General features: G+C 73.7%; 18 protein-coding genes. 13 read left to right on the plus strand and 5 right to left on the minus strand.

Annotated elements, in window-relative coordinates:
• Window positions 1-11: 11 nt before the first annotated feature.
• The 4 genes from TNCT6_RS17200 to TNCT6_RS17215 all read left to right on the plus strand — a co-directional run bounded on the left by TNCT6_RS17200 (window position 12) and on the right by TNCT6_RS17215 (window position 4,237).
• A complete protein-coding gene (locus TNCT6_RS17200) occupies window positions 12-1,613 on the plus strand; it encodes a 4-coumarate--CoA ligase family protein (protein ID WP_141360202.1) in 1,602 nt (533 codons plus the stop codon).
• Window positions 1,610-2,344 (plus strand): enoyl-CoA hydratase family protein, encoded by a 735-nt coding sequence (locus TNCT6_RS17205; RefSeq protein WP_141360203.1) that lies wholly within the window; start codon window positions 1,610-1,612, stop codon window positions 2,342-2,344. Before TNCT6_RS17200 ends, TNCT6_RS17205 begins: the two co-directional genes overlap by 4 nt.
• On the plus strand, window positions 2,332-2,961 hold the full coding sequence (locus TNCT6_RS17210; RefSeq protein ID WP_141360204.1) for a TetR/AcrR family transcriptional regulator: 630 nt from the start codon (window positions 2,332-2,334) through the stop codon (window positions 2,959-2,961). Before TNCT6_RS17205 ends, TNCT6_RS17210 begins: the two co-directional genes overlap by 13 nt.
• A gap of 247 nt (window positions 2,962-3,208) precedes the next feature.
• The gene (locus TNCT6_RS17215; protein WP_141360205.1) at window positions 3,209-4,237 is read left to right on the plus strand and encodes an isopenicillin N synthase family oxygenase; all 1,029 of its coding nucleotides are present in this window, start codon (window positions 3,209-3,211) and stop codon (window positions 4,235-4,237) included.
• Window positions 4,238-4,286: 49 nt separating this feature from the next.
• Here TNCT6_RS17215 and TNCT6_RS17220 read toward each other — a convergent pair whose 3' ends face one another.
• On the minus strand, window positions 4,287-5,387 hold the full coding sequence (locus TNCT6_RS17220) for a citrate synthase 2 (protein ID WP_141360206.1): 1,101 nt from the start codon (window positions 5,385-5,387) through the stop codon (window positions 4,287-4,289).
• 389 nt (window positions 5,388-5,776) lie between these two features.
• Here TNCT6_RS17220 and pdxH point away from each other — a divergent pair, with 389 nt between their 5' ends.
• The 6 genes from pdxH to TNCT6_RS17250 all read left to right on the plus strand — a co-directional run bounded on the left by pdxH (window position 5,777) and on the right by TNCT6_RS17250 (window position 12,366).
• Complete coding sequence (gene pdxH, locus TNCT6_RS17225) at window positions 5,777-6,454, plus strand: pyridoxamine 5'-phosphate oxidase (RefSeq protein WP_141360207.1); 678 nt, start codon at window positions 5,777-5,779, stop codon at window positions 6,452-6,454.
• Between the two features lie 94 nt (window positions 6,455-6,548).
• Window positions 6,549-7,304 carry an SIS domain-containing protein gene (locus TNCT6_RS17230; RefSeq protein WP_141360208.1) on the plus strand — a complete coding sequence of 252 codons (756 nt, stop codon included), beginning with the start codon at window positions 6,549-6,551 and terminating at the stop codon, window positions 7,302-7,304.
• A 317-nt stretch (window positions 7,305-7,621) separates the two neighbouring features.
• On the plus strand, window positions 7,622-9,052 hold the full coding sequence (locus tag TNCT6_RS17235; RefSeq protein WP_141360209.1) for a PAS domain-containing protein: 1,431 nt from the start codon (window positions 7,622-7,624) through the stop codon (window positions 9,050-9,052).
• 421 nt (window positions 9,053-9,473) lie between these two features.
• Window positions 9,474-10,166, plus strand: a complete 693-nt coding sequence (locus tag TNCT6_RS17240) for a metal-dependent transcriptional regulator (RefSeq protein ID WP_141360210.1) — start codon at window positions 9,474-9,476, stop codon at window positions 10,164-10,166.
• A 455-nt stretch (window positions 10,167-10,621) separates the two neighbouring features.
• Window positions 10,622-11,524 (plus strand): alpha/beta fold hydrolase, encoded by a 903-nt coding sequence (locus TNCT6_RS17245; RefSeq protein WP_141360211.1) that lies wholly within the window; start codon window positions 10,622-10,624, stop codon window positions 11,522-11,524.
• On the plus strand, window positions 11,521-12,366 hold the full coding sequence (locus TNCT6_RS17250; protein ID WP_141360212.1) for a class I SAM-dependent methyltransferase: 846 nt from the start codon (window positions 11,521-11,523) through the stop codon (window positions 12,364-12,366). The genes TNCT6_RS17245 and TNCT6_RS17250 overlap by 4 nt, the downstream gene beginning before the upstream one ends.
• Before the next feature lie 12 nt (window positions 12,367-12,378).
• On the opposite strand, the gene TNCT6_RS17255 is transcribed toward TNCT6_RS17250, so the two are convergent.
• The 3 genes from TNCT6_RS17255 to TNCT6_RS17265 all read right to left on the minus strand — a co-directional run bounded on the left by TNCT6_RS17255 (window position 12,379) and on the right by TNCT6_RS17265 (window position 15,586).
• Window positions 12,379-13,989 (minus strand): transporter, encoded by a 1,611-nt coding sequence (locus tag TNCT6_RS17255; RefSeq protein WP_253266135.1) that lies wholly within the window; start codon window positions 13,987-13,989, stop codon window positions 12,379-12,381.
• Window positions 13,986-14,783: an ABC transporter ATP-binding protein gene (locus TNCT6_RS17260; RefSeq protein WP_172632932.1), complete on the minus strand. Its 798-nt coding sequence runs from the start codon at window positions 14,781-14,783 to the stop codon at window positions 13,986-13,988. The genes TNCT6_RS17255 and TNCT6_RS17260 overlap by 4 nt, the downstream gene beginning before the upstream one ends.
• 128 nt (window positions 14,784-14,911) lie before the next feature.
• Window positions 14,912-15,586 (minus strand): bifunctional DNA primase/polymerase, encoded by a 675-nt coding sequence (locus TNCT6_RS17265; protein ID WP_141360214.1) that lies wholly within the window; start codon window positions 15,584-15,586, stop codon window positions 14,912-14,914.
• A 328-nt stretch (window positions 15,587-15,914) separates the two neighbouring features.
• On the opposite strand from TNCT6_RS17265, the gene TNCT6_RS17270 reads away from it, so the two are divergent.
• Window positions 15,915-17,300 (plus strand): transcriptional regulator, encoded by a 1,386-nt coding sequence (locus tag TNCT6_RS17270; RefSeq protein WP_141360215.1) that lies wholly within the window; start codon window positions 15,915-15,917, stop codon window positions 17,298-17,300.
• 188 nt (window positions 17,301-17,488) lie between these two features.
• Complete coding sequence (locus tag TNCT6_RS17275; RefSeq protein ID WP_141360216.1) at window positions 17,489-19,129, plus strand: hypothetical protein; 1,641 nt, start codon at window positions 17,489-17,491, stop codon at window positions 19,127-19,129.
• A 22-nt stretch (window positions 19,130-19,151) separates the two neighbouring features.
• Here the strand turns inward: TNCT6_RS17275 and TNCT6_RS17280 are convergent, their stop codons facing one another.
• On the minus strand, window positions 19,152-20,453 hold the full coding sequence (locus TNCT6_RS17280; protein ID WP_141360217.1) for an ABC transporter substrate-binding protein: 1,302 nt from the start codon (window positions 20,451-20,453) through the stop codon (window positions 19,152-19,154).
• 117 nt (window positions 20,454-20,570) lie between these two features.
• On the opposite strand from TNCT6_RS17280, the gene TNCT6_RS17285 reads away from it, so the two are divergent.
• On the plus strand, window positions 20,571-21,071 hold the full coding sequence (locus tag TNCT6_RS17285) for a hypothetical protein (RefSeq protein ID WP_141360218.1): 501 nt from the start codon (window positions 20,571-20,573) through the stop codon (window positions 21,069-21,071).
• The last annotated feature ends 11 nt before the right edge of the window (window positions 21,072-21,082 follow it).

A 21,082-nucleotide genomic window follows, 5' to 3' on the forward strand; every position in this document is an offset into this window, starting at 1 on the left:
GAGGAGGAACCGTGTTCCGCAGCGAGTACGCAGACGTCCCGGCCGTAGAACTGCCCATCCACGAGGCCGTCCTGGGCCGAGCCGCCCGGTTCGGCGGGGCCCCCGCGCTGATCGACGGCACGGACGGCACCACGCTCACGTACGACCAGGTGGACCGTTTCCACCGGCGGGTCGCCGCCGCGTTCGCCGAGGCCGGCGTGCGCAAGGGCGACGTCCTCGCCCTGCACAGCCCGAACACGGTCCTGTTCCCCGTGGCCTTCTACGCCGCCACGCGCGCGGGTGCCTCGGTCACCACCTCCCACCCGCTCGCCACGCCGGAGGAGTTCGCCAAACAGCTGAAGGACTCGGCGGCCCGCTGGATCGTCACCGTCTCACCGCTGCTCGCGGCGGCCCGGCGGGCGGCCGAACTGGCGGGCGGGGTGGAGGAGATATTCGTCTGCGACAGCGCCCCCGGGCACCGTTCGCTCCCCGACATGCTCGCGGGTGCCGCTCCCGAACCGGCCGTGGACATCGACCCGACCGAGGACGTCGCGGCGCTGCCGTACTCGTCGGGGACGACCGGCACCCCCAAGGGCGTGATGCTCACCCACCGGCAGATCGCCACCAACCTCGCCCAGCTCGAACCGGCGATCACGGCCGGGCCCGGCGACCGGATCCTCGCCGTGCTGCCCTTCTTCCACATCTACGGGCTCACCGCCCTGATGAACGCGCCCCTGCGCCAGGGCGCCACCGTCGTCGTGCTGCCCCGCTTCGAGCTGGAGACCTTCCTCGCGGCCATCCAGGACCACCGCATCACCGGCCTGTACGTGGCCCCGCCGATCGTGCTCGCCCTCGCCAAGCACCCGGCCGTGGCGGGCTACGACCTGTCGTCGCTGAAGTACGTCGTCAGCGCGGCGGCCCCGCTCGACGCCCGGCTGGCGGCGGCCTGCTCCCGTCGGCTCGGTCTGCCACCGGTGGGCCAGGCCTACGGCATGACCGAACTGTCCCCGGGCACCCACGTCGTCCCCCTGGACGCCATGCACGACGCGCCCCCCGGCACGGTCGGCCGGCTCATCGCCGCCACCGAGATGCGCGTCGTCTCCCTCGCCGACCCGGACAAGGACCTCGGCATCGGCGAGCCGGGCGAGATCCTGATCCGCGGGCCCCAGGTGATGAAGGGCTACCTGGACCGGCCCGACGCCACCGCCGCGATGATCGACCCCGACGGCTGGCTGCACACCGGCGACGTCGGGTACGTGGACGGCGACGGCTGGCTGTTCGTCGTCGACCGGGTCAAGGAACTGATCAAGTACAAGGGCTTCCAGGTGGCGCCCGCCGAACTGGAGGCCCTGCTGCTCACCCACCCGGGCATAGCCGACGCCGCCGTCATCGGTGTGCACGACGCCGACGGCAACGAGACACCGCACGCGTACGTGGTGCGCCGGCCGTCCGCCGACGGCCCGTCGGAAGCGGAGGTGATGCTGTACGTCGCCGAACGCGTCGCCCCCTACAAGCGCGTCCGGCACGTCACCTTCCTCGACGCGGTGCCCCGCGCCGCCTCCGGGAAGATCCTGCGGCGGCGGCTGCGGGACCAGCGGCCCGACCAGCCGCGGGAAGCGGGGGAGCGGCCGTGACGACGATCGCACGCACGCGCGCGCGTGCCGTCGAAGCCCTCAGCCTCGACTCGCCGGGCAACCGCAACGCCCTGTCGGCGGCGCTCGTCGGGGAACTCGCCGCCGCTCTCGCAGACTGCGCCGAGGACGCCGCCGTGCGCGCCGTCGTCCTCACCCACACCGGCAACACCTTCAGCGCGGGCGCCGACCTGCGCGACCCTCCCCGGCCCGACGCGCTGGTCGCCCTGCTGCGGCAGATCGTCGAACTGCCCAAGCCGGTCGTCGCCCGCGTCACCGGACACGTCCGCGCGGGCGGCCTCGGTCTGCTCGCGGCCTGCGACATCGCCGTCGCCTCGCACCGGGCCACCTTCGCGTTCACCGAGGTGCGCATCGGGGTGGCCCCCGCGGTCATCTCGCTGCCGCTGCTGCCCCGAGCCGACCCGCGCGCGCTGGCCCGCCACTGCCTCACCGGGGAACGGTTCGACGCGGCCGAGGCGGTCCGGGCCGGGCTGGTGACGGCGGCCGGGGACGACGCCGACGCCGTACTGGAGCCGATCCTCGATGGTCTGCGCCGCTCCTCCCCCCAGGCTCTGGCCGAGACGAAACGGCTGCTCACGGCTAGGGTGCTGGAAGCCTTCGACCGGGACGCGGCCGGCCTGACCGCGCTCTCGGCCCGGCTGTTCTCCTCCGCGCAGGCGCGCGAGGGCATGACGGCCTTCCTCGAACGACGGGATCCGGAATGGGCGGTGTGACCACACACGACCGCGCGGAACGCGCCCCCAAGCAGGACCGCAGCCGGGCCACCCGGCAGCGGCTCCTCCAGGCCGCCGTGGCCTGCCTCGCCGAACACGGCTGGGCCGGGTCCACGGTCTCGGTGGTCGCCGAACGCGCCGGTGTCTCCCGCGGCGCCGCCCAGCACCACTTCCCCACCCGCGAGGACCTGTTCACCGCCGCCGTCGAGTACGTGGCCGAGGAACGCTCCACCGCCCTGCGCGCCCTGTTTCCCGAGGGCGCGGCCGGCGACCGGCGAGCCGTGGTCGGCGCCCTCGTCGACCTCTTCACCGGGCCACTCTTCCGGGCCGCGCTCCATCTGTGGGTGGCCGCCTCCAACGAGGACCAACTGCGACCCCGCGTCACCGAGTTGGAGGCCCATGTGGGCCGCGAGACGCACCGCATAGCGGTCGAGCTGCTGGGCGCGGACGAGGCCCGCCCCGGCACCCGCGAAACCGTCCAGGGCTTCCTCGACATGGCCCGCGGTCTCGGCCTCGCCAACCTCCTCACCGACGACACCGCCCGCCGCGAACGCGTGGTGGCCCAGTGGGCGGCCCTGCTGGAGGAGGCCCTGGGCCGCGGCCCGGCGACCACGTGAACCGGACCACACTCGTATCGCCCGCCCCGCAGTACCCTGTGCGCATGCTTCTGCTGCTCGTGCGACGCCGCCACGTGGACTACGTGCGCGTCACGAGCATGGGCTGTCGGCGCTCCGCCTGACCCCGGCCCTTTCCGCGGCGACCCGATCGCCCGCACCTCTCACCCGGTTCCTCTCATCCGGCACCCGCGCCGCGCGCCCACCCATGGCTGCGGCCCGGGACCCGTACACCCTGCGGACGTGACCCATGACGAACACGGCGACGACCCCGTCGTACGACCAGCTCCCCATCATCGACCTCGCCGCGGCCGACCGCGGCCCGCGTGAACGGGCGCTGCTGCACGAGCAGTTGCACGGCGCCGCCCACGACGTGGGCTTCTTCCAGCTCGTCGGGCACGGCGTCACCCGGGCCGAGACCGACGCGCTGCTCGACGCGATGCACGCCTTCTTCCGGCTCCCCGAGGCCGACCGCCTCGCCCTGGACAACGTCAACTCGCCCCACTTCCGGGGCTACACGCGCACCGGGGACGAGCTCACCGGCGGCGCCCGGGACTGGCGCGACCAGCTCGACATAGGCGCCGAGCGGCCGGCCCACGTCCCCGGGCCGGGCGAGCCCGCGTACTGGTGGCTCCAGGGCCCCAACCAGTGGCCGGCCGCCCTGCCCGAGCTGCGCACCGCCGCGCTCGCCTGGATCGACCGGCTCGGCGCCGTCGCCCGCAGGCTCCTGCACGAACTGCTCACCGCCATCGGCGCGCCCGCCGACTTCTACGACCCGGTCTTCGGCGCGCGCGCCCACCCGCACCTCAAGCTCGTCCGCTACCCCGGCAGCGCCGGCGACGGCACCGACCAGGGCGTCGGCGCCCACAAGGACTACGGCTTCCTCACCCTGCTGCTCCAGGACCGGATCGGCGGGCTCCAGGTGCAGCGCGCGGACGGGCTCTTCCACGACGTGCCGCCGATCGAGGGCGCGTTCGTCGTCAACCTCGGAGAGCTGCTGGAGGTCGCCACCAACGGCTACCTCGTGGCCACCAACCACCGGGTCGTCTCCCCGCCCGGCGCCACCGAGCGGTTCTCGGTGCCCTTCTTCTACAACCCGCGCCTGGACGCCCGCGTCGCCCCGCTGCCCTTCCCACACGCCCCCACCGCGCCCGGCGTCACGGACGACCCGGGCAACCCGCTGTTCGCGGAGTACGGGTTGAACGAGCTCAAGGGCAAGCTGCGCGCCCACCCGCTGGTCGCCCAGCGGCATCACGCGGAGCTGCTGAGCCCCGCGTGACGCCGGTTGTGACGCCGGATGCGCCGACCGGGTGCGGTGAAGCGCTCGGTCAGCGCGCGATGCCGTCGTAGCCCGCGATCTCCCGCGGGCTGCGCGGACCGGGACCGACGTAACGGGCGGAGGGGCGCACCAGCCGGCCGGTGCGCTTCTGCTCCAGGATGTGCGCGGACCAGCCCGCGGTACGCGCGCACGTGAACATCGACGTGAACATGTGCGCCGGCACCTGGGCGAAGTCCAGCATGATCGCCGCCCAGAACTCGACGTTCGTGGCCAGCACCCGGTCCGGGCGGCGGCTGTGCAGCTCCTCCAGGGCGGCCTTCTCCAGGGCCTCGGCGACCTCGTACCGCGGGGCGCCGAGCTCCCGGGCGGTACGGCGCAGCACGCGCGCGCGTGGGTCCTCGGCCCGGTACACCCGGTGGCCGAACCCCATCAGCCGCTCACCGCGGTCCAGGGCGTTCTTGACGTAGCCCTCCGCGTCCCCGGTCCGCTCGATCTCCTCGATCATGCCCAGGACCCGGGAGGGCGCGCCGCCGTGCAGCGGGCCGGACATGGCGCCCACCGCGCCCGACAGGGCGGCCGCCACGTCGGCGCCGGTGGAGGCGATGACGCGGGCGGTGAACGTGGAGGCGTTCATGCCGTGCTCGGCGGCGGACGTCCAGTACGCGTCGACGGCCGCCACGTGCTTGGGATCCGGCTCGCCCCGCCAGCGGATCATGAACCGCTCGGTGATGGAGCGGGCCTTGTCGATCTCCCGCTGCGGCACCATGGGTACGCCCTGCCCGCGCGCCGACTGGGCGACGTACGACAGCGCCATGACGGCGGCCCGCGCCAGATTGTCGCGCGCCTGCTCCACGTCGATGTCCAGCAGCGGTTTCAGGCCCCACACCGGGGCGAGCATGGCCAGCGCCGACTGGACGTCCACGCGGATGTCCCCGGAGTGCACGGGGATCGGGAACGGCTCGGCGGGCGGCAGGCCCGGATCGAAGGCGCCGTCGACCAGCAGTCCCCAGACATTGCCGAAGGAGACCTGACCGACGAGTTCCTCGATGTCGACACCCCGGTACCGAAGGGCGCCGCCCTCCTTGTCCGGTTCGGCGATCTCCGTCTCGAACGCGACGACTCCTTCGAGACCGGGTACGAAGTCGGACATCAGGCGGCTCCTTGTGGTCTGTGCGACAGAGGGTGCGACAGGGACGACTGGGGCTACTGGGACGGTGTGCCGGCTGTGAAGGTGTGACGGCTGTGACGGCTGTGACGAGGGGGTGACTGGGAGGGCGATCAGGTGCGGGACGTGGGGAATCGGGCCGTCCGCCGGCGGATCCACGGTCGCGTCCCGTGACTCGCGGTCCTGGCGGGCATCCCTGTGGGCATCCCTGTGATGCCCCGTGCGGCCGGCTGTCACCCCATCGGACCGACAGCAGCACCATAACCCCGAGTGCCACAAAAGGGGAGTGGAGCGGCACTCAGTGCCAACAGGGGCCGTGGTGGAGGGCGAGGGTACCCCGCGAACGCGCCCGGTGGATACGGCAAGATGACCGCGTGACCGACCGAGAAGCCGGTGAAACCGCCCCCTTCGACCTCGCCTCCATGCGCATGCACTACCGGGCCGAGGGGCTGACCGAGGCCGACCTGGCCGCCACCCCCGTCGCCCAGTTCGCCCACTGGTTCCAGCAGGCCGCGACCGAGGCCCGGCTGTTCGAGCCCAACGCCATGATCGTCTCCACCGCGGACACCGACGGCCGGCCCAGCTCCCGCACGGTGCTGCTGAAGTCCTTCGACGAGCAGGGTTTCGTCTTCTACACCAACTACGACTCCCGCAAGGGCCGCGACCTCGCCGGGAATCCGTACGTCTCCCTGCTCTTCCCCTGGCACCCCATGGCCCGCCAGGTCATCGTCCAGGGCGTGGCCCGCCGCACCGGCCGCGACGAGACCGCCGCCTACTTCCGCACCCGCCCGCACGGCTCCCAGCTCGGCGCCTGGGCCAGTGCCCAGTCCACGGTGATCGCCGGCCGCACGGAACTCGACGCCTCCTACGCCGACCTGGCCGCCCGCTACCCCGAAGGCGAGCAGGTGCCCGTACCGCCGCACTGGGGCGGCTTCCGGGTCGCCCCGCGGTCGGTGGAGTTCTGGCAGGGCCGCGAGAACCGCCTGCACGACCGCCTGCGGTACGTCGCCGAGCCGGACGGCGGCTGGCGCGTGGAGCGGCTGAGCCCCTGACGCACCCCGGTCGCGGGCGCCGTATTGACACGGCTCTGGTCCAGACCTCACCGTGATCCGCGACACACAGTCGCCCCGAAGGGACGGACCTCGCATGAGCGACCGCACGCCGGCCGGCCACTTCCTCGACGCCGCCATCGGCCTGCTCCAGCGGGTCCGGGACGAGGAGGCCGAGCAGATCGCGGCCGCCGGGACGCTCCTCGCCGACACCGTGGCCGCGGGCGGCCGCCTGTTCGCCTTCGGCGCCGGCCACTCCTCCCTCGCCGCCCAGGACCTCGTCTATCGTGCCGGCGGCCTGGCCCTGATGAACCTGCTCGCCGTTCCCGGCACCGTCGGCGTCGACGTCGTGCCCGCGACCCTCGGCTCCGCCCTGGAACGCGTCGACGGCCTCGCCACCGTGGTCCTGGACAGCTCCCCCCTCCGCTCCGGCGACGCCCTGATCGTCATCTCGCTGTCCGGGCGCAACGCCCTGCCCGTGGAGATGGCCGCGCACGCCCGCGCCCTCGGCGTGCGGGTCATCGGCGTGACCTCGGTGGCCTACGCGACCGGGACCACCTCCCGGCACGCCTCGGGGACGTTCCTGAAGGACCACTGCGACATCGTCCTCGACTCCAAGATCGCGGTCGGGGACGCCGAACTCACCCTCGACACCGTCGCGGCCCCCTTCGCCCCCGCCTCCACCGTCGTCACCTCCGCCCTCCTCCAGGCGGTCATGGCCACCACCGCCGGCGTCCTCGCCGACCGCGGCATCGAACCCCCGCTGCTGCGCTCCGGCAACGTCGACGGCGGCCACGAGTGGAACAGCCGGATCTTCGACCGGTACGCCGACCGGATCTTCTACCGGCACTGACCCGGCCCGCATGCCGCGTACGGCCCGGTCCGGCCCGCCTGACCCGGCCCGCGCGCCGCGTACCGATCGGCCCGGCCCGCCTGACCCGGCCCGCGCGCCGCGTACCGATCGGGCCGGCCCGACCCGGCCCTCGGCCGGCCCGGACCGCACGCGCGCCGCGTCCACGGCGTCGATCCCGGCACACGGGAATTTCCCCGGACGGCAATTCCTTCAATGTTCTGGGAACCCGGTGTGTGCTGGGTCACGTTCCAGTTGAATGATGGGCAGTGAGCGAAACGACGCGCCGTACGTGCGGACGCAGCCTGCAGGGGGTCCAGGTGAGTGCTTCCCGGCGTAGTGGGACCACCGACGAGCTGGGGCCGGACGAGCCCGAGCCGGAGCGGGACGGTCCGCGAGGCTTCGACACCCACGGCGGCTCCGACCTGCTGGCCGCCCTCCTCGACGGCATGGACGCGGCCCTGTGCGCCTTCGACGCCGACGGCGTCCTCACCCACTGGAACCGCGAGGCCGAGCGCATCCTGGGCTGGACCGCCGCCGAGGCCGTCGGGCGGCACGGCTTCGCCGGCTGGGCCGTGCGCAGCGCGGACGCCGAGGAGGTCGAGGGGCGCCTGATGTCCGCCATGCGCGCCCCCGGACGCCAGGTGCACGAGTTCGCGCTGCTCACCAAGGACGGCGGCCGCGTCCTGGTGCGGACCCAGTCCGCGGCCGTGCACGGACCCGACGGCAAGCCCGCCGGCCTGTACTGCGCCTTCAGCGAGGTGCACGCGCAGATCGACCTGGAGCGCTCCATCGCGCTCAGCGAGGCCCTGTTCGAGGACGCCTTCTGGGGGGTCGTCCTCGTCGACGCCGACCTGCGGCCCGCCGTCGTCAACGCCTACGCCGCCCAGGCCCTCGGCACCGGCCGCACCGCCGCCCTGGGCCGGCCGCTCGGCGAACTGCTCACCCAGGGCCTGGAGGAACTGGAGAGCGCGCTCACCCACGTCCTGGCCGAGGGCGCCCCGCCCGCCCCCGCCGAGTTCTGGGTGGGCGTACGCACCCCGGAGGGCGACCGGCGGCGCTGCTGGCGCAGCGGATTCGTCCGGCTCTCCTCCCCGCTCGCCGAGGAACCGGTACCGCTCGGCGTCGCCTGGCTCTTCGCCGACGTCACCGAGGCCAAGCAGGGCGAGCAGGAGGCCGCGCTGCTGCGGTTCCGCACCAACCAGCTGCACCGGGCCGCCCACGCCGCCGCCGAGTGCGAGGACCCGGCCGAGGCCGCCACCGTCCACCTCGACTTCGCCCTCGCCGGTTTCGCCGACCACGCCCTGATCGACCGTGTGGCGGGCGGCACCGCCCCGGCCGACCACGAGACGGCGGCCCCGGTCCGGCTGGTCCGCGTCGCGGCCACCCCCTCCGGCGGCCCCGGGCCCAGCCTGCTCACCGGGCAGGCCGGGCTGCCGGTCCGCTACGGCACGGGACACCCCGCCCTCCAGTGCGTCGACCGCATCGGCTCCGTACGGGCCTCCGCCGGGGCCGTACCCGCCGACCGGGCGCGCGAGTGGGCCGAGGCCCGGCAGTGGCCGGGCGACGCCGTGCACGCCCTGTGCGCGGTGCTGCGCAGCCGCGGCCGCACCCTCGGCGTCGTGACCTTCCTGCGCGGCTCCGGCCGCACCCCCTTCGAGCGCGCCGACGCGGCCTACGCCGAGGACGTGGCCGCACGCATCGCCGCGGGCCTGGACCTGGCGCTCCTGGCGAGGGACGGGCGCGCCTGACCGCACGGGGGCGGCCCCGCCACGACGCCACACGCGCGTCCCGCGAAAAAACCTGTTGAGTATCGCCGGTCCGCTTCCTAAGGTGTTGTGCACACACGAAGGGAGGTGATCCGGTAGATGAGTGAGACCCGGACGCGTGAGGTGGCTGCGGGCTAGCGGCCCGTCACCCCACCCTGTGCGGTGCCGGACCAGCGCGTGACAGAGACGTGCGGCCGGCCCAATTTCAAGCAGTCACCCGACCCGCGAGCTGCCGGTACGTCCGGCCGGCTCCTCCGCCGAGGCGGAGGGACCCAGCTCGCGGGCCGTCTGCGTTTCGCGCGGGCCGCCCGGTTGTCAGTGGGATGCGTCAGAATTGACTCCAGGGCCAGCGCACGCGCCGGGGAGCCGCCGGGCCTCCGGCCGAGGTAATCGAGGGGCACGTATGTCCGGACTGATCGACACCACGGAGATGTATCTCCGCACCATCCTCGAGCTGGAGGAGGAAGGCGTCGTCCCCATGCGCGCCCGGATCGCGGAGCGCCTGGACCAGAGCGGGCCGACGGTGAGCCAGACGGTCGCGCGGATGGAGCGCGACGGACTTGTCTCGGTGGCCAGCGACCGGCATCTGGAGCTCACGGGCGAGGGCCGCCGGCTGGCCACGCGCGTGATGCGCAAGCACCGGCTCGCCGAGTGCCTGCTGGTCGACGTGATCGGCCTGGAGTGGGAGCAGGTGCACGCCGAGGCCTGCCGCTGGGAGCACGTGATGAGCGAGGCCGTCGAGCGCAGGGTTCTGGAGCTGCTGCGGCACCCGACCGAGTCGCCGTACGGCAACCCGATCCCGGGCCTGGAGGAGCTGGGCGAGAAGGACGGCGCCGACCCGTTCCTGGACGAGGGGATGGTGTCGCTGGCCGACCTGGACCCGGGGGCCGACGGCAAGACGGTGGTCGTCCGCCGGATCGGCGAGCCGATCCAGACGGACGCGCAGCTGATGTACACGCTGCGCCGCGCGGGCGTGCAGCCCGGCTCGGTGGTCAGCGTGACGGAGTCGGCGGGCGGTGTGCTGGTCGGCAGCAGCGGCGAGGCGGCGGAGCTGGACACGGAGGTCGCCTCCCACGTCTTCGTCGCCAAGCGCTGAGCGGGCCGCCCGTCCGGGCCGCCCGTCCCCCGTCCGTGGTTCAGCGCGTCGAAGCGCAGCGCGTGGGCGCCGGGCGTGCGAGGCTGTCGCGAGAGGCATAGGGCTTGAAGGGGTGGGGGAGAATGTGGCGGAGATGTGGGGAGAGCCCCGGCGCCGTGCGGCGCCGGGGCCTGTCCTCCCCTTCGACGACCCGGAGCCCCGAGCTCTCAGGGTCGTCCCCCTCGGACCCCTTTTCCCCGAGTGGTCCGCCTCCCGTTGAAGATCTCCCCAGGGGGGCGGCGATCAATCCTGGCCAGGTGTCACTCGAACGAGGGGTGTTGGTGACGGAGTCACCATTTTCGAATAAGTATTCGATAGCCTGAGTGTCTGCGCATCAGGGCCCCGGGGCCCGCGCTCCAGAATGTGCACGACGGCATACGGAAGCTGAACACGGTTCCAGGGGGGTGCCAGGACCAATGGTGCGGCGCATCGACGTGACCGGGTCGGGCGGTGTACGGCTCGCTGCCTGGGAGTTCGCCGAGCCCCCGAAGGCCGTGCCGGGGCAGGTGAGGGAGCGGACACCGGTCGGGTCCGGCGCCGGACCCGACCGGACCGACGGAGTGCTGTTACTGCACGGTCTCATGGGCCGTGCCTCGCACTGGGCCGCCACCGCCCGCTGGCTCTCCGGGCGGCATCGCGCCGTCGCCCTCGACCAGCGCGGGCACGGCCAGAGCGAGAAGCTGCCGCAGGCCGCCTACGGCCGCGAGGCCTACGTGGACGACGCCGAGGCCGCCCTCGAACAGCTCGGGCTCGGCCCGGCCGTCGTCATCGGGCACGCGATGGGCGCGCTGACCGCCTGGCAGCTCGCCGCCCGCCGCCCCGACCTGGTGCGCGCCGTGATCATCTGCGACATGCGGGCCTCCGCACTCGGCGCCGCCTCCCAGCGGGAGTGGGAGGACTGGTTCCGGGCCTGGCCGGTGCCGTTCGCCGCCCTCGCCGACGTACGGAAGTGGTTCGGCGAGGACGATCCCTGGGTGGAACGCCCGAACCCGGCACGCGGCGCGTTCTACGCCGAGGTCATGCACGAGAGCGCGGACGGCTGGCGTCCCGTCTTCGAACCGCAGCAGATGCTGACCTCCCGCGAGGCCTGGGTGTACGACGCCCACTGGGAGGAGCTGGCCCAGGTCCGCTGCCCGGCCCTCGTGGTCCGGGGCCTGGACGGCGAACTCGGCCGGGCCGAGGCCCAGGAGATGGTCCGCGTCCTGCCGCGCGGGGAGTACGCGGAGGTGGCCGACGCCGGTCACCTCGTCCACTACGACCAGCCGGAGGCCTGGCGCACAGCCATCGAGCCGTTCCTGGAGGCGGTGCTCACGGGATGAGTGCCGCTCCCACGCCCCTCGCCGTGCCGACGGCCGTCCAGGAGGCGTTCCTGAAGGCCTTCCACGCCGAGCGCCCGGCGGTCACCGCGGACGCCTTCCTCGCCGGGCGGGCGCCCGACGGGCGCTCCAGCTACGAGATCCTGAGCGACCGGGTGGCCGGAGCCCGGCGGGTTCTGGACCTCGGCTGCGGCGACGGCGTACTGCTGGACCTGCTGGCCCGCACCGAGGGGCGGCGGCTCGCCGGTGTGGACCTCTCGCCCGAGGCGCTGGCCCTGGCCCGGCGCCGCCCGTCCCTGCGTGCCACCGCGCTGGCCCAGGCCAGGGCACAGAGGTTGCCCTTCGCCGGCGGGGCCTTCGACGCCTGCGTCTGCCACATGGCGCTGATGCTGATGGGCGACGTCGACCGGGTCGCGGCGGAGACGGCCCGGGTGCTGTCGCCCGGCGGTGTCCTGGCCTGCGTGGTCGGCGGCGGTCCTCTCGGCGGGGAGGCGTACGAGCTGTTCAGCGGTCTGCTGAAGGCCGCCGTCCAGCGGGCGCCCGCCGAGCAGCGCATTCCGCCGCTGGGGGACCGCAGGACCCGCAGCCACGAGGGGCTCGGCGCGATCCTGGAGCCGGCCGGATTCGGCGCTCCGGACCGGGAGACCGTACCGATCGACCTGAGCGGACCGGTGGACCAGGTCTGGGCGGCGCTTTCCGGCATTTACGACGTCGGACCGCTCGACCCGGCCGCCGTCTCCCGGCTGAGGGAGAGCTTCGTGCGGGAGGCGGCCGGGCTCGCCGGGCCGGACGGGCGGGTTCCGTGCGGCTTCGCCGTCCACGTGGTGACCGCCCGCCTGCGCTGAGCGGCCCGCGCCTCAGCCCTTGCTGACCGCCGTGAGGATCTCCGGCAGCCGGGCCGCCGTGCGCGGAGCCGCCAGGCGCAGGCCCAGCAGGGTGATCGCCGCCCCGTACGCCGCGCCCACCGGCAGCAGCAGCCGGCTCCAGCTGTCGCCGGTGGCGCTGACGTTCGACCAGATGACGAGGACGATGAACGGCGCGCACAGCAGGGCCGCCGCGACCATGCCGCCGAAGATGGAGACGAAGGCGAGACCGGCCTGACCGGGGGCCACGTTCTTGTGGCCCTCCTGCGGGATGGAGTACGGGAAGCGGGCCGACGTCCACGCCCCGGTCGCCAGCATCGCGCCGAGCAGGGCGAAGGACAGGCCGAGCACCTCCGGCAGCCGGCGCCACTCGCCGAGCAGGCCCGCCGTCAGCACCGTGACCAGGGTGGCGTACGGCAGGGTGATCAGCAGCAGGGCCAGCGCCCGCGCGCGCAGCTCGACGTAGGCGTCCCGCGGGGCCGAGATCGTCAGCGCGACCAGCCAGAACGCGGAGGTGTCCTGGCCGAACTGGTTGTACATCTGGATGCCGAGCATGCCCGCGGCGAAGCAGGCGAAGTACGGCGAGCCGGTGCCCTGGACCGCGTTGAACACCGGCACGATCAGCCCGATGGCCAGCGAGGTCACCCAGGCCGCCTTGGTCTTCGGATCGCGCCAGACGTAGCGCAGGCTGCGCTCCATGACGGTGCCGGTGCGGCCGGCCGGCAGCCACCGCGCCAGGCCGCCGCCCACCCGGGCCCGACCGCGCGCGGGAGCGTCGACGGCTTGCAGGGTCGAGGAGTCGGGCGAGGTCATCAGCCCGGTCAGGCTGCGCGCCCACACCGCCAGCAGGGCGGCCAGGGCGGCCGCGGTCAGCGCGAGCTGGGCCACCGCGACGCCGTAGGAGCCCTTGCTCGCCGAGTCCACCGCGCCCACCGCCGAGGCGGGCGGCAGCCACCGCAGCACGTCCGCCACCGGGTCGAGCCGGCCCAGGCCCGCCGAGCCCAGGCGCTGCATGCCGAAGTTGACGACCTGCGCCCCGATCGCGATGACCAGTCCGCTGAGCACCGCGAGGTCCCGTCCCTTGCGGCTGGTCAGCAGCCGGATGTTGGCGGTCGCCACGGCCCGCGCGAGGGCCACGCACACCAGCAGCGTGAGGACGAGGGCGAAGACAGCGACGACGGACGCGGCCGCCCCGCGCGCCACCGAGATCACACATCCCACCAGCAGCAGCACCGTGAACAGCGGCCCGATGCCGACCAGGGACGCCGCGAGCAGCGCGCCGACCAGCGGCCGCGGCCGCAGCGGCAGCATCACCAGGCGGGTCGGGTCGAGGGTCTCGTCGCCGCTCGGGAAGAACAGCGGCATCACGGCCCAGCCCAGCGCCAGCACGGCCACGCCCAGGACGGCCACGGAGGCGATGTGCGCGTGGCCGCGCAGCGCGATCAGGCCGGTCATCTGCAACGCGGCGAACAGCAGCGCGACGACGGCCGAGGCGATGAACGCGGCACGCCGCCCGGCGGACTGCCTGAGCCCGTTGCGCAGCAGCGACAGCTTCAGACGTACGACGACGGGCGTGATCGAGGGGGCCCGGGTGCCGGCGCTCACCGGGAACCGCCGCCCAGCCAATCCAGGTCGGAACCGGCGTCCCGGCTCCGCGCGCCGACGAGTTCGAGGAAGGCCTGCTGAAGGGTGGGAGCGTCGCCGCGCACCTCGGCGAGGGTGCCCTGGGCTCGGATGCGGCCGGCGGCCATCACGGCCACCCAGTCGCACAGGGACTCGACCAGTTCCATGACGTGCGAGGAGAACACGACGGTGGCGCCGGAGCCGGTGTACCGCTCCAGGACGCCGCGGATGGTCTGCGCGGACACCGGGTCGACGCCCTCGAACGGCTCGTCGAGGAAGAGGACTTCCGGGTTGTGGAGAAGAGCGGAGGCGAGCCCCATCTTCTTGCGCATGCCGGTCGAGTAGTCGACGACGAGCTTGTGCTGGGCGCCGGCGAGGTCCAGCACGTCCAGCAGCTGCGTGGCCCGCCGGTCCACCTCGTCCCCCGGCAGCCCGCGCAACCGCCCGGAGTACGACAGCAGTTCGCGGCCCGACAGACGCTCGAAGAGCCGCAGCCCCTCGGGCAGCACGCCGATCCGCGCCTTCACCGCCACCGGGTCCCGCCACACGTCGTGCCCGACGACCTCGACGGTGCCCTGGTCGGGCCGGAGCAGTCCGGTCACCATGGAGAGCGTGGTGGTCTTCCCGGCCCCGTTGGGCCCGACCAGCCCGATGAACTTCCCGGCGGGCAGTTCGAGATCGATCCCGGCGACGGCGACCTGCTGCCCGAACCGCTTCCAGAGCCCCTGCACGCGTACGGCGCTTGTACCCACTACGACTGCTCCCTCCGTCAGCATGAACCCTACGGGGGAACACCCTGCCCGAGGGGTGCGGGACCGCGCTGATCTGCGGCTCCGCCGGGCCAGGGTTCAGGGCGGGCCGCCACGCGGGACCGGCGGATGCCGGGGAGCGCGTACCGGAACGGCTAACGGTCCCTGCCGCACGCGTACGCCAGCGGCGGGACCAGTTCCCCGACGTCCGGCAGCCAGCGATTGGCCGGTGTCGGCCGGCAGGCCCACTGCACCGCCCGCGAGCCGCACCGCGTGGGCGGCGCCACCACGTAGGCGCCCTCTCCGAGGGCGGCCAGGTCGAGCGAGTCCGGCGACCAGCCCAGCTTCCGTACGAGGTCCGGCAGTTTCACGGACGTGCCCGGCAGCACGAAGAACTGCATCCGCCGCTCGGGGGTCAGGATCACCGGGCCCAGCGCCGACCGCATCCGCTCCAGCCGGGCCAGCGCGAGGAACCCGGCCGTCTCCGGCACGGAGACCGCGTCGAACGTACGGCCCGTGGGCAGCAGGACCGACGCCGTCGGCTGCTGCTCCCACATCCGGCGCGCCGTGCTCGCGCTGCCGGTCGCCAGGGACGCCCATCCCTCGTGCACCGGATGCGCGCCGGGCGCAGTGCACCGCGAGTCCCCGCAGGAGCAGCGCTGCACCCCGCCGACCGCCACCAGCCAGGTGCCGGGGAACACGTCCCAGTGGCGTTCCTCGGTGTAGCGAACGGCTGTCTCCAGCAGCGACTCCCCGCGCTGCTGGGGAATGTGACCGGCCACCAGACCGGCGCTCTGTGCGGCTTCCGCGCCCGCGATCTTCTCTTCCACGCCCCACTCAACTGCCGTGCCCACCTGGAGTTACGGGCGGGTCTGGTGGTCGGACGCGCCGGGGAGGAGCACCCCCTCGGTGCCCGGGGCGCATGGGCGCATGGGTGGGGGCGCGCAGGAGGATCTCCGGCGGTCGCTGGGTAGTTCGGTGGGGGGCGGCATTCGCCTTCACCCCGGCAATCCTCACATGTCCCGCATTTTCGGTATGTCCACGGGGCATCGATCTTCACGGCCGGAGTTTTCCGCCGGGGCGCGGATCGCGTCCGGCCGCGCAAGGGCCGTCAACTCGGTGCGCGGGCAGGCACCGCAGCTTCAGGGGGTTAACGCCATGGCCGCCAGGCCTCTCGTCGCGCGGCAGCCGAACGAACGGCTGCAGGCGCTCATCCAGGAAGCGGGCTGCTCGAACGCCGGGCTGGCCCGCAGGGTCAACATGTGCGGCGCCGAGCACGGTCTCGATCTGCGCTACGACAAGACGTCGGTGGCACGCTGGCTGCGCGGACAGCAACCGCGCGGCCGGGCACCGGCGATCATCGCCGAGGCGCTCGGCCGCAAGCTCGGCCGTACGGTCACGATCGACGAGATCGGCATGGCCAACGGCAAGAACCTCGCCTCGGGCGTGGGTCTCCAGTTCTCGCCGACGGTGCTGGGAGCCATCGAGCAGGTCTGCGAGCTGTGGCGCAGCGACGTGGGCCGCCGGGACTTCCTGTCCGGCTCCGCGGTCGCCGCCTCCGCGCTGGTCGAGCCGAGCCGTGACTGGCTGATCTCCGCGCCGGACCCGCAGGTGGCGCGGGCGGCGGGGTCGCGGGTGGGCCAGTCCGACGTGGCCGCCGTACGGGCCATGACACAGGCGCTGGTCGACCTGGACCACAGTCACGGCAGCGGGCATGTGCGACCGGTGGTCGTGCACTACCTCAACAGCGTGGTCTCCGGGCTGCTCGCCGGCTCCTACCGGGAGGCGGTGGGCCGCGATCTGTTCGCCGAGGTCGCCCGACTCACCGAGCTGGCCGGGTACATGGCCGTCGACACCGGCCAACCGGGCCTGGCCCAGCGGTACTACATCCAGGCGCTGCGGCTCGCCCAGGCGGCCGGGGACCGCGGCTACGGCGGCTATGTGCTGGCCGCCTCCATGAGCCATCTCGCCGCGCAGCTCGGCAACCCGCGGGAGATCGCGCAGTTGGCGCGTGCGGCGCAGGAGGGCGCGCGCGGTCGTGTGACGCCGCGCGCGGAGGCGATGTTCCACGCGGCCGAGGCGCGGGGGCACGCCCTCATGGGCGATACGCGGGCGGCCCAGCTGTCCGCCGGGCGGGCGGTGAGCGCGCTGGAGGCCGCCCAGCCGCGCTCCGGGGACGACCCGGCGTGGATCGCGCACTTCGACGAGGCGTATCTCGCCGACGAGTTGGCGCACTGCCACCGGGACCTGGGGCAGGCGGAGGCGGCGGCGCGGGCGGCGGAGGAGTCGCTGGCCGGGCATCCCGCGGCGCGGGCGCGGCGGCGGGCCATCGGCTATGTGCTGCTCGCCACAGCGCAGGTGCAGCAGCGGGAGGTCGAACAGGCCTGCAGCACCGGCCTGAAGGCGGTGGGGCTGCTGCGGACGCTGCGGTCCAACCGGGGCGCGGAGTACCTGGAGGACTTCCAGCAGCGCCTGGAGCCGTTCCGGGACGAGCCGGTGGTAAGGGAGTTCGGGGCACGGCTGGAGACGCGGGTGGCGGCGTGACCGCGCGTCCGTGTTCTCCCTTCTCGTGTTCTTCGTGAGACCTGGGACATCAACAGCGTGCCGCGGGCGGGTTTTGTTACTGCCGTCACAGGGAAGGAGGTCTCGTCCCCTGCTGCGTGGCACGGGGCTCGGGGGACCCGGTAGCGTGAGCCGACGATTCCGAAGGTCCCCCATTCGTAGGAGTCCCGGTGACGCAGAGTGGACAGGGCGAGGAGCCCTCGGCGCGACCCGCGCACGAAGGCATCGTGCTGCCCTCCGACGGCGGTGAGCCCTTGCTGCCGGGAATGACCGGCGGTTCGGGCGGCCATCCGACCGGAGTGCGGCCGGGCGGTCAGGCACCGGCCGGCGGTCAGGCCTGGGGCCAGCCGTGGGGTCCCGACCAGCAGCAACCCCCGCAGCAGGACCAGGGCTGGCAGCAGGGCTGGGGCTCTCCGGAGCCGTACCAGCAGCAGGGCCAGTGGGACACGCAGGGCCAGGCCCCCCAGCACCCGGGCGCGGGCCCCCTGCCCCCGGAGAACGCCCCGTCCCACGGCACCCCGCCGTACCAGCAGCCCGGCACCGATCCCTACGGCGCCCCCGCGCACCCCGGGCACGGGCTGCCGCCCGCCGGCGCCGACCCCTACGGTGCCTCCGGCCACTCCGTACCGCACGGCGCTCCCGCGCACGGGCTGCCGCCCGCCGGCGCCGACCCGTACGGCGCCCCCGGCCACTCCGTACCGCAGGGCGCGGCGCACGCGATGCCGGGCGGCGACGAGGGAGCGACGCAGTACATCCCGCCGGTCCCCGGTGGATCCGCGACCGAAGGGGCCACCCAGTTCCTGCCGCCCATGACAGGCGCGGCGGTGGACGAGGGGGCGACACAGTTCATCCCGCCGGTGGGGCCGGGTGCCCTGCCGCCGGAGGCGTCCGGCGGCGGGCCGGCCCCGTACCCGGGCCAGATACCCCAGGGCGCCGCGCCCGGTCACCACCCCGACGCCGAGGCGACGCAGTTCATCGCGCCCGTGGACGCCCAGGGGGGCGGGCGGCAGACGCCCGCCGAGTTCGACAACCTCTTCCGCAGCGACGCCGGCGGCGCGGCCCCGGCGACCCAGCAACTGCCCCTGATCCAGCAGGGCCCGCCCGACCAGCCCCAGGCCCGGCCCGCGTCCGCCCCGCCCGGCGGGTACGACGGCGACGGCGGCCGTGGAGGCCGGCGCACCGGCTCGCGGGTGCCGGTGATCGCGGCCGTGGGCGTCGGGATCGCCGTCCTCGGCATCGGCGCCGGGGCACTGCTCAGCGGCGGCGACGGGGACGGCGACAGCGGCGACAAGAACACCACCGTCGCGGCCACCGCGCCCGTCACCGAGGATGCCACTCCCTCGCCCGCCGCCGACCCGGCCCGGGCGCAGGCGGTCGAGCTGGACAAGCTGCTGGCCGACAGCGGCAGCAGCCGCGCCTCCGTGATCAAGGCGGTGGCCGACGTCAGGAACTGCGACAACCTCGGCCAGGCGGCCTCCGACCTGCGCAACGCGGCCGAGCAGCGCAAGGGCCTGGTCACCCGCCTGGGACAGCTGTCCGTCGACCAGCTCCCCGCCCACGCCGAGCTGACGGCGGCCCTCAACAAGGCCTGGAAGGCCTCGGAGTCGGCCGACCTGCACTACGCGGCCTGGGCCGACCAGGCCCACGGCAAGAAGGTGTGCAAGAAGGGCCACGCCCGGGACACGGGTGAGACCCGGGCCGGCAACCGCGAGAGCGGCGTCGCCACCTCGGAGAAGGCCAAGGCCGCTCAGCTGTGGAACACGATCGCGAAGACGTACGGCCTCACCCAGCGCCAGCCGACCCAGCTGTAGGAGCCGGCCGGCGCGGTGCGGCTCAGCCGGCGTCCTCGAGCGTCTTCGCCACGTTGACGAATCCCTTCGCGGCCGGCACCAGCCGGCCCTGCCGCACCCTCTGAAGGGACACGTCGGCGTTGGTGAGGCGGGCGAGACCGGTGGCGGCGAGCAGGTCGGAGTGGCGCCACCGCAGCGGCGTGGTCAGCCCGCCGGTGCCGACCTCCAGCCCGCCGTCGAGGGCGCGCCGCACGGAGGAGGCGCTCACCTCCCCGTCGCCGATCTGCTCGAGGACGGCCCGGAGCACCGTGTAGGCGATCCACGTGGTCTGCACTCCGGCGTCCTGGGGATCGACGCGGTTGTCGCCGAAGGCCGCCTCGTTGATCACCTTCTTCATCCCGTCCCAGCGCGAGTCGCTCGCCACCGGGTACCAGCCGGTGAGGTACGACCCCTCGTACGGGCCGGACCGCCCGCCGCCGGCGTCGATCACGGTCTGGTCGACGCTGCCGAGCACGGCGGCGGTGCGCACCTGCGGATAGGCGTCGCGCGCGCGGCGGAAGGAGTCCATGAAGATGTTCGTGCGCTCCCCGAGGGCGGGGATCACGCAGCCTGTCCGCGCCGGGTCGGCGCTCGCCTGCCGCAGTGCCAGATCGGCCTGGCCCAGGTACTCGGTGGCGTCCTCGGCGGCCCGCTGGTCGTGGGCCGGTTCGTGGCCGCCGGCCCGCAGTCCCGCGTTGAGCAGTCCGGGCAGCTCGTCGCCCGCGATGGTGTCGGGCCGTACCAGCGTGACCGGGCCGCAGTGCGCGGCGAGTTCCTTGCCCAGACCGGCCAGCAGGGCGGGCTGGCCGCCGTTGACGGGGTAGGACAGGGCGCGGGTGAACTCGGTGGTGGTGACGCCGTAGCCGCCGATGTACGGGATGCCGGCGCTCTCCAGGGGCGGGAAGAAGGAGTCGCTGTACTGGCTGTACGAGCCCACGACGGCGACCGCGTTCTCCTTGACGGCGCGCCGGGCGCACTTCGCCGCGGCCACGCTGTCGTTGCCTTCGTTGCAGGTCAGGACCTTGAGCTTGCGGCCGGCGATACCGCCGTGGGAGTTCACCCAGCGGGCGTAGGCGCGGGCCATGGCGGGCATGCCGGGCTTGTTGGTCGCCCGGGTGTTCTCCGGCGCCCACGTCATCACGGTGACGGAACCGCCCCCGGAGCCCCCCGTGGCACCGGGGACGATGCCGCAGCCGGCGGCGAGAGAGGCACACGCCAGGAGAGCCCAGGCCGGCAGCAGGGTTCTTCTCACGGACCGGGTGAGGGTGGGGAGGAATGTGCCACGGGAGCTTCGCCTGCCGGTCATGCTCACGCACGATTCCGTCACATCACCAACCCGTTGATGACTCTCGGTCAATGAGTGGTGACGTATGGGTGAATTACGGGGGCAGGTGGGGCCCCTGGGGCGGGGAACGTACGATCGATGACCGTGCAAGGTTCGGAGAACTCTTCCCGTCGCGGCCGTCGCTCCTCCACCATGGGCGGCATGCCACTCAACGACATGCCGTGGTGGCGCTGGCGCAGCAATGTGCGTTCCGCGCTGCACATGCTCTCCGACCCAGTGTTCCAGCGGGACGTCTGGCTGGCAGGCGTCGAAGGGTACGGCGACGTGACCGACGCCGTCTACCGCCTGGTCGAGGACACCTGGCTGGACAACTGGTCCGCCGAGAAGTACATCGGCACGATCTTCCGGGACTCCCAGGAGGCGGCGCTCGTCGACACCGCGGTCCTGCGGGTGCTGCGCATCATGCACCAGGTCGGCCCGGACGCGCCGGTGTCCGCCTACCTCGACCATCACGCCTGGCCGGAGGCGGTGCGGGCGGCCCGTGACGCGCATGTGCGCCTCGCGGCGAGCGACGGCGACGAGCCGGACACGCCGCCCCGCAGCCTGGAGGTGCTGCGGATCATGACGCGGTCCGCTTAGCGGACGACGGA

Origin of the sequence: Streptomyces sp. 6-11-2, assembly GCF_006540305.1 — a bacterium.
GTDB lineage: Bacteria > Actinomycetota > Actinomycetes > Streptomycetales > Streptomycetaceae > Streptomyces.

Excerpts from the sequence above, each read along its gene's own strand:
- TNCT6_RS17240 (WP_141360210.1), top strand. The coding sequence starts at position 9,474 with ATGTCCGGACTGATCGACACCACGGAGATGTATCTCCGCACCATCCTC.
- TNCT6_RS17285 (WP_141360218.1), top strand. The coding sequence starts at position 20,571 with ATGACCGTGCAAGGTTCGGAGAACTCTTCCCGTCGCGGCCGTCGCTCC.
- TNCT6_RS17260 (WP_172632932.1), bottom strand. The coding sequence starts at position 14,783 with ATGCTGACGGAGGGAGCAGTCGTAGTGGGTACAAGCGCCGTACGCGTG.
- TNCT6_RS17215 (WP_141360205.1), top strand. The coding sequence starts at position 3,209 with ATGACGAACACGGCGACGACCCCGTCGTACGACCAGCTCCCCATCATC.
- TNCT6_RS17245 (WP_141360211.1), top strand. The coding sequence starts at position 10,622 with ATGGTGCGGCGCATCGACGTGACCGGGTCGGGCGGTGTACGGCTCGCT.
- TNCT6_RS17210 (WP_141360204.1), top strand. The coding sequence starts at position 2,332 with ATGGGCGGTGTGACCACACACGACCGCGCGGAACGCGCCCCCAAGCAG.
- TNCT6_RS17220 (WP_141360206.1), bottom strand. The coding sequence starts at position 5,387 with ATGTCCGACTTCGTACCCGGTCTCGAAGGAGTCGTCGCGTTCGAGACG.
- TNCT6_RS17230 (WP_141360208.1), top strand. The coding sequence starts at position 6,549 with ATGAGCGACCGCACGCCGGCCGGCCACTTCCTCGACGCCGCCATCGGC.
- TNCT6_RS17270 (WP_141360215.1), top strand. The coding sequence starts at position 15,915 with ATGGCCGCCAGGCCTCTCGTCGCGCGGCAGCCGAACGAACGGCTGCAG.
- TNCT6_RS17280 (WP_141360217.1), bottom strand. The coding sequence starts at position 20,453 with ATGACCGGCAGGCGAAGCTCCCGTGGCACATTCCTCCCCACCCTCACC.
- TNCT6_RS17250 (WP_141360212.1), top strand. The coding sequence starts at position 11,521 with ATGAGTGCCGCTCCCACGCCCCTCGCCGTGCCGACGGCCGTCCAGGAG.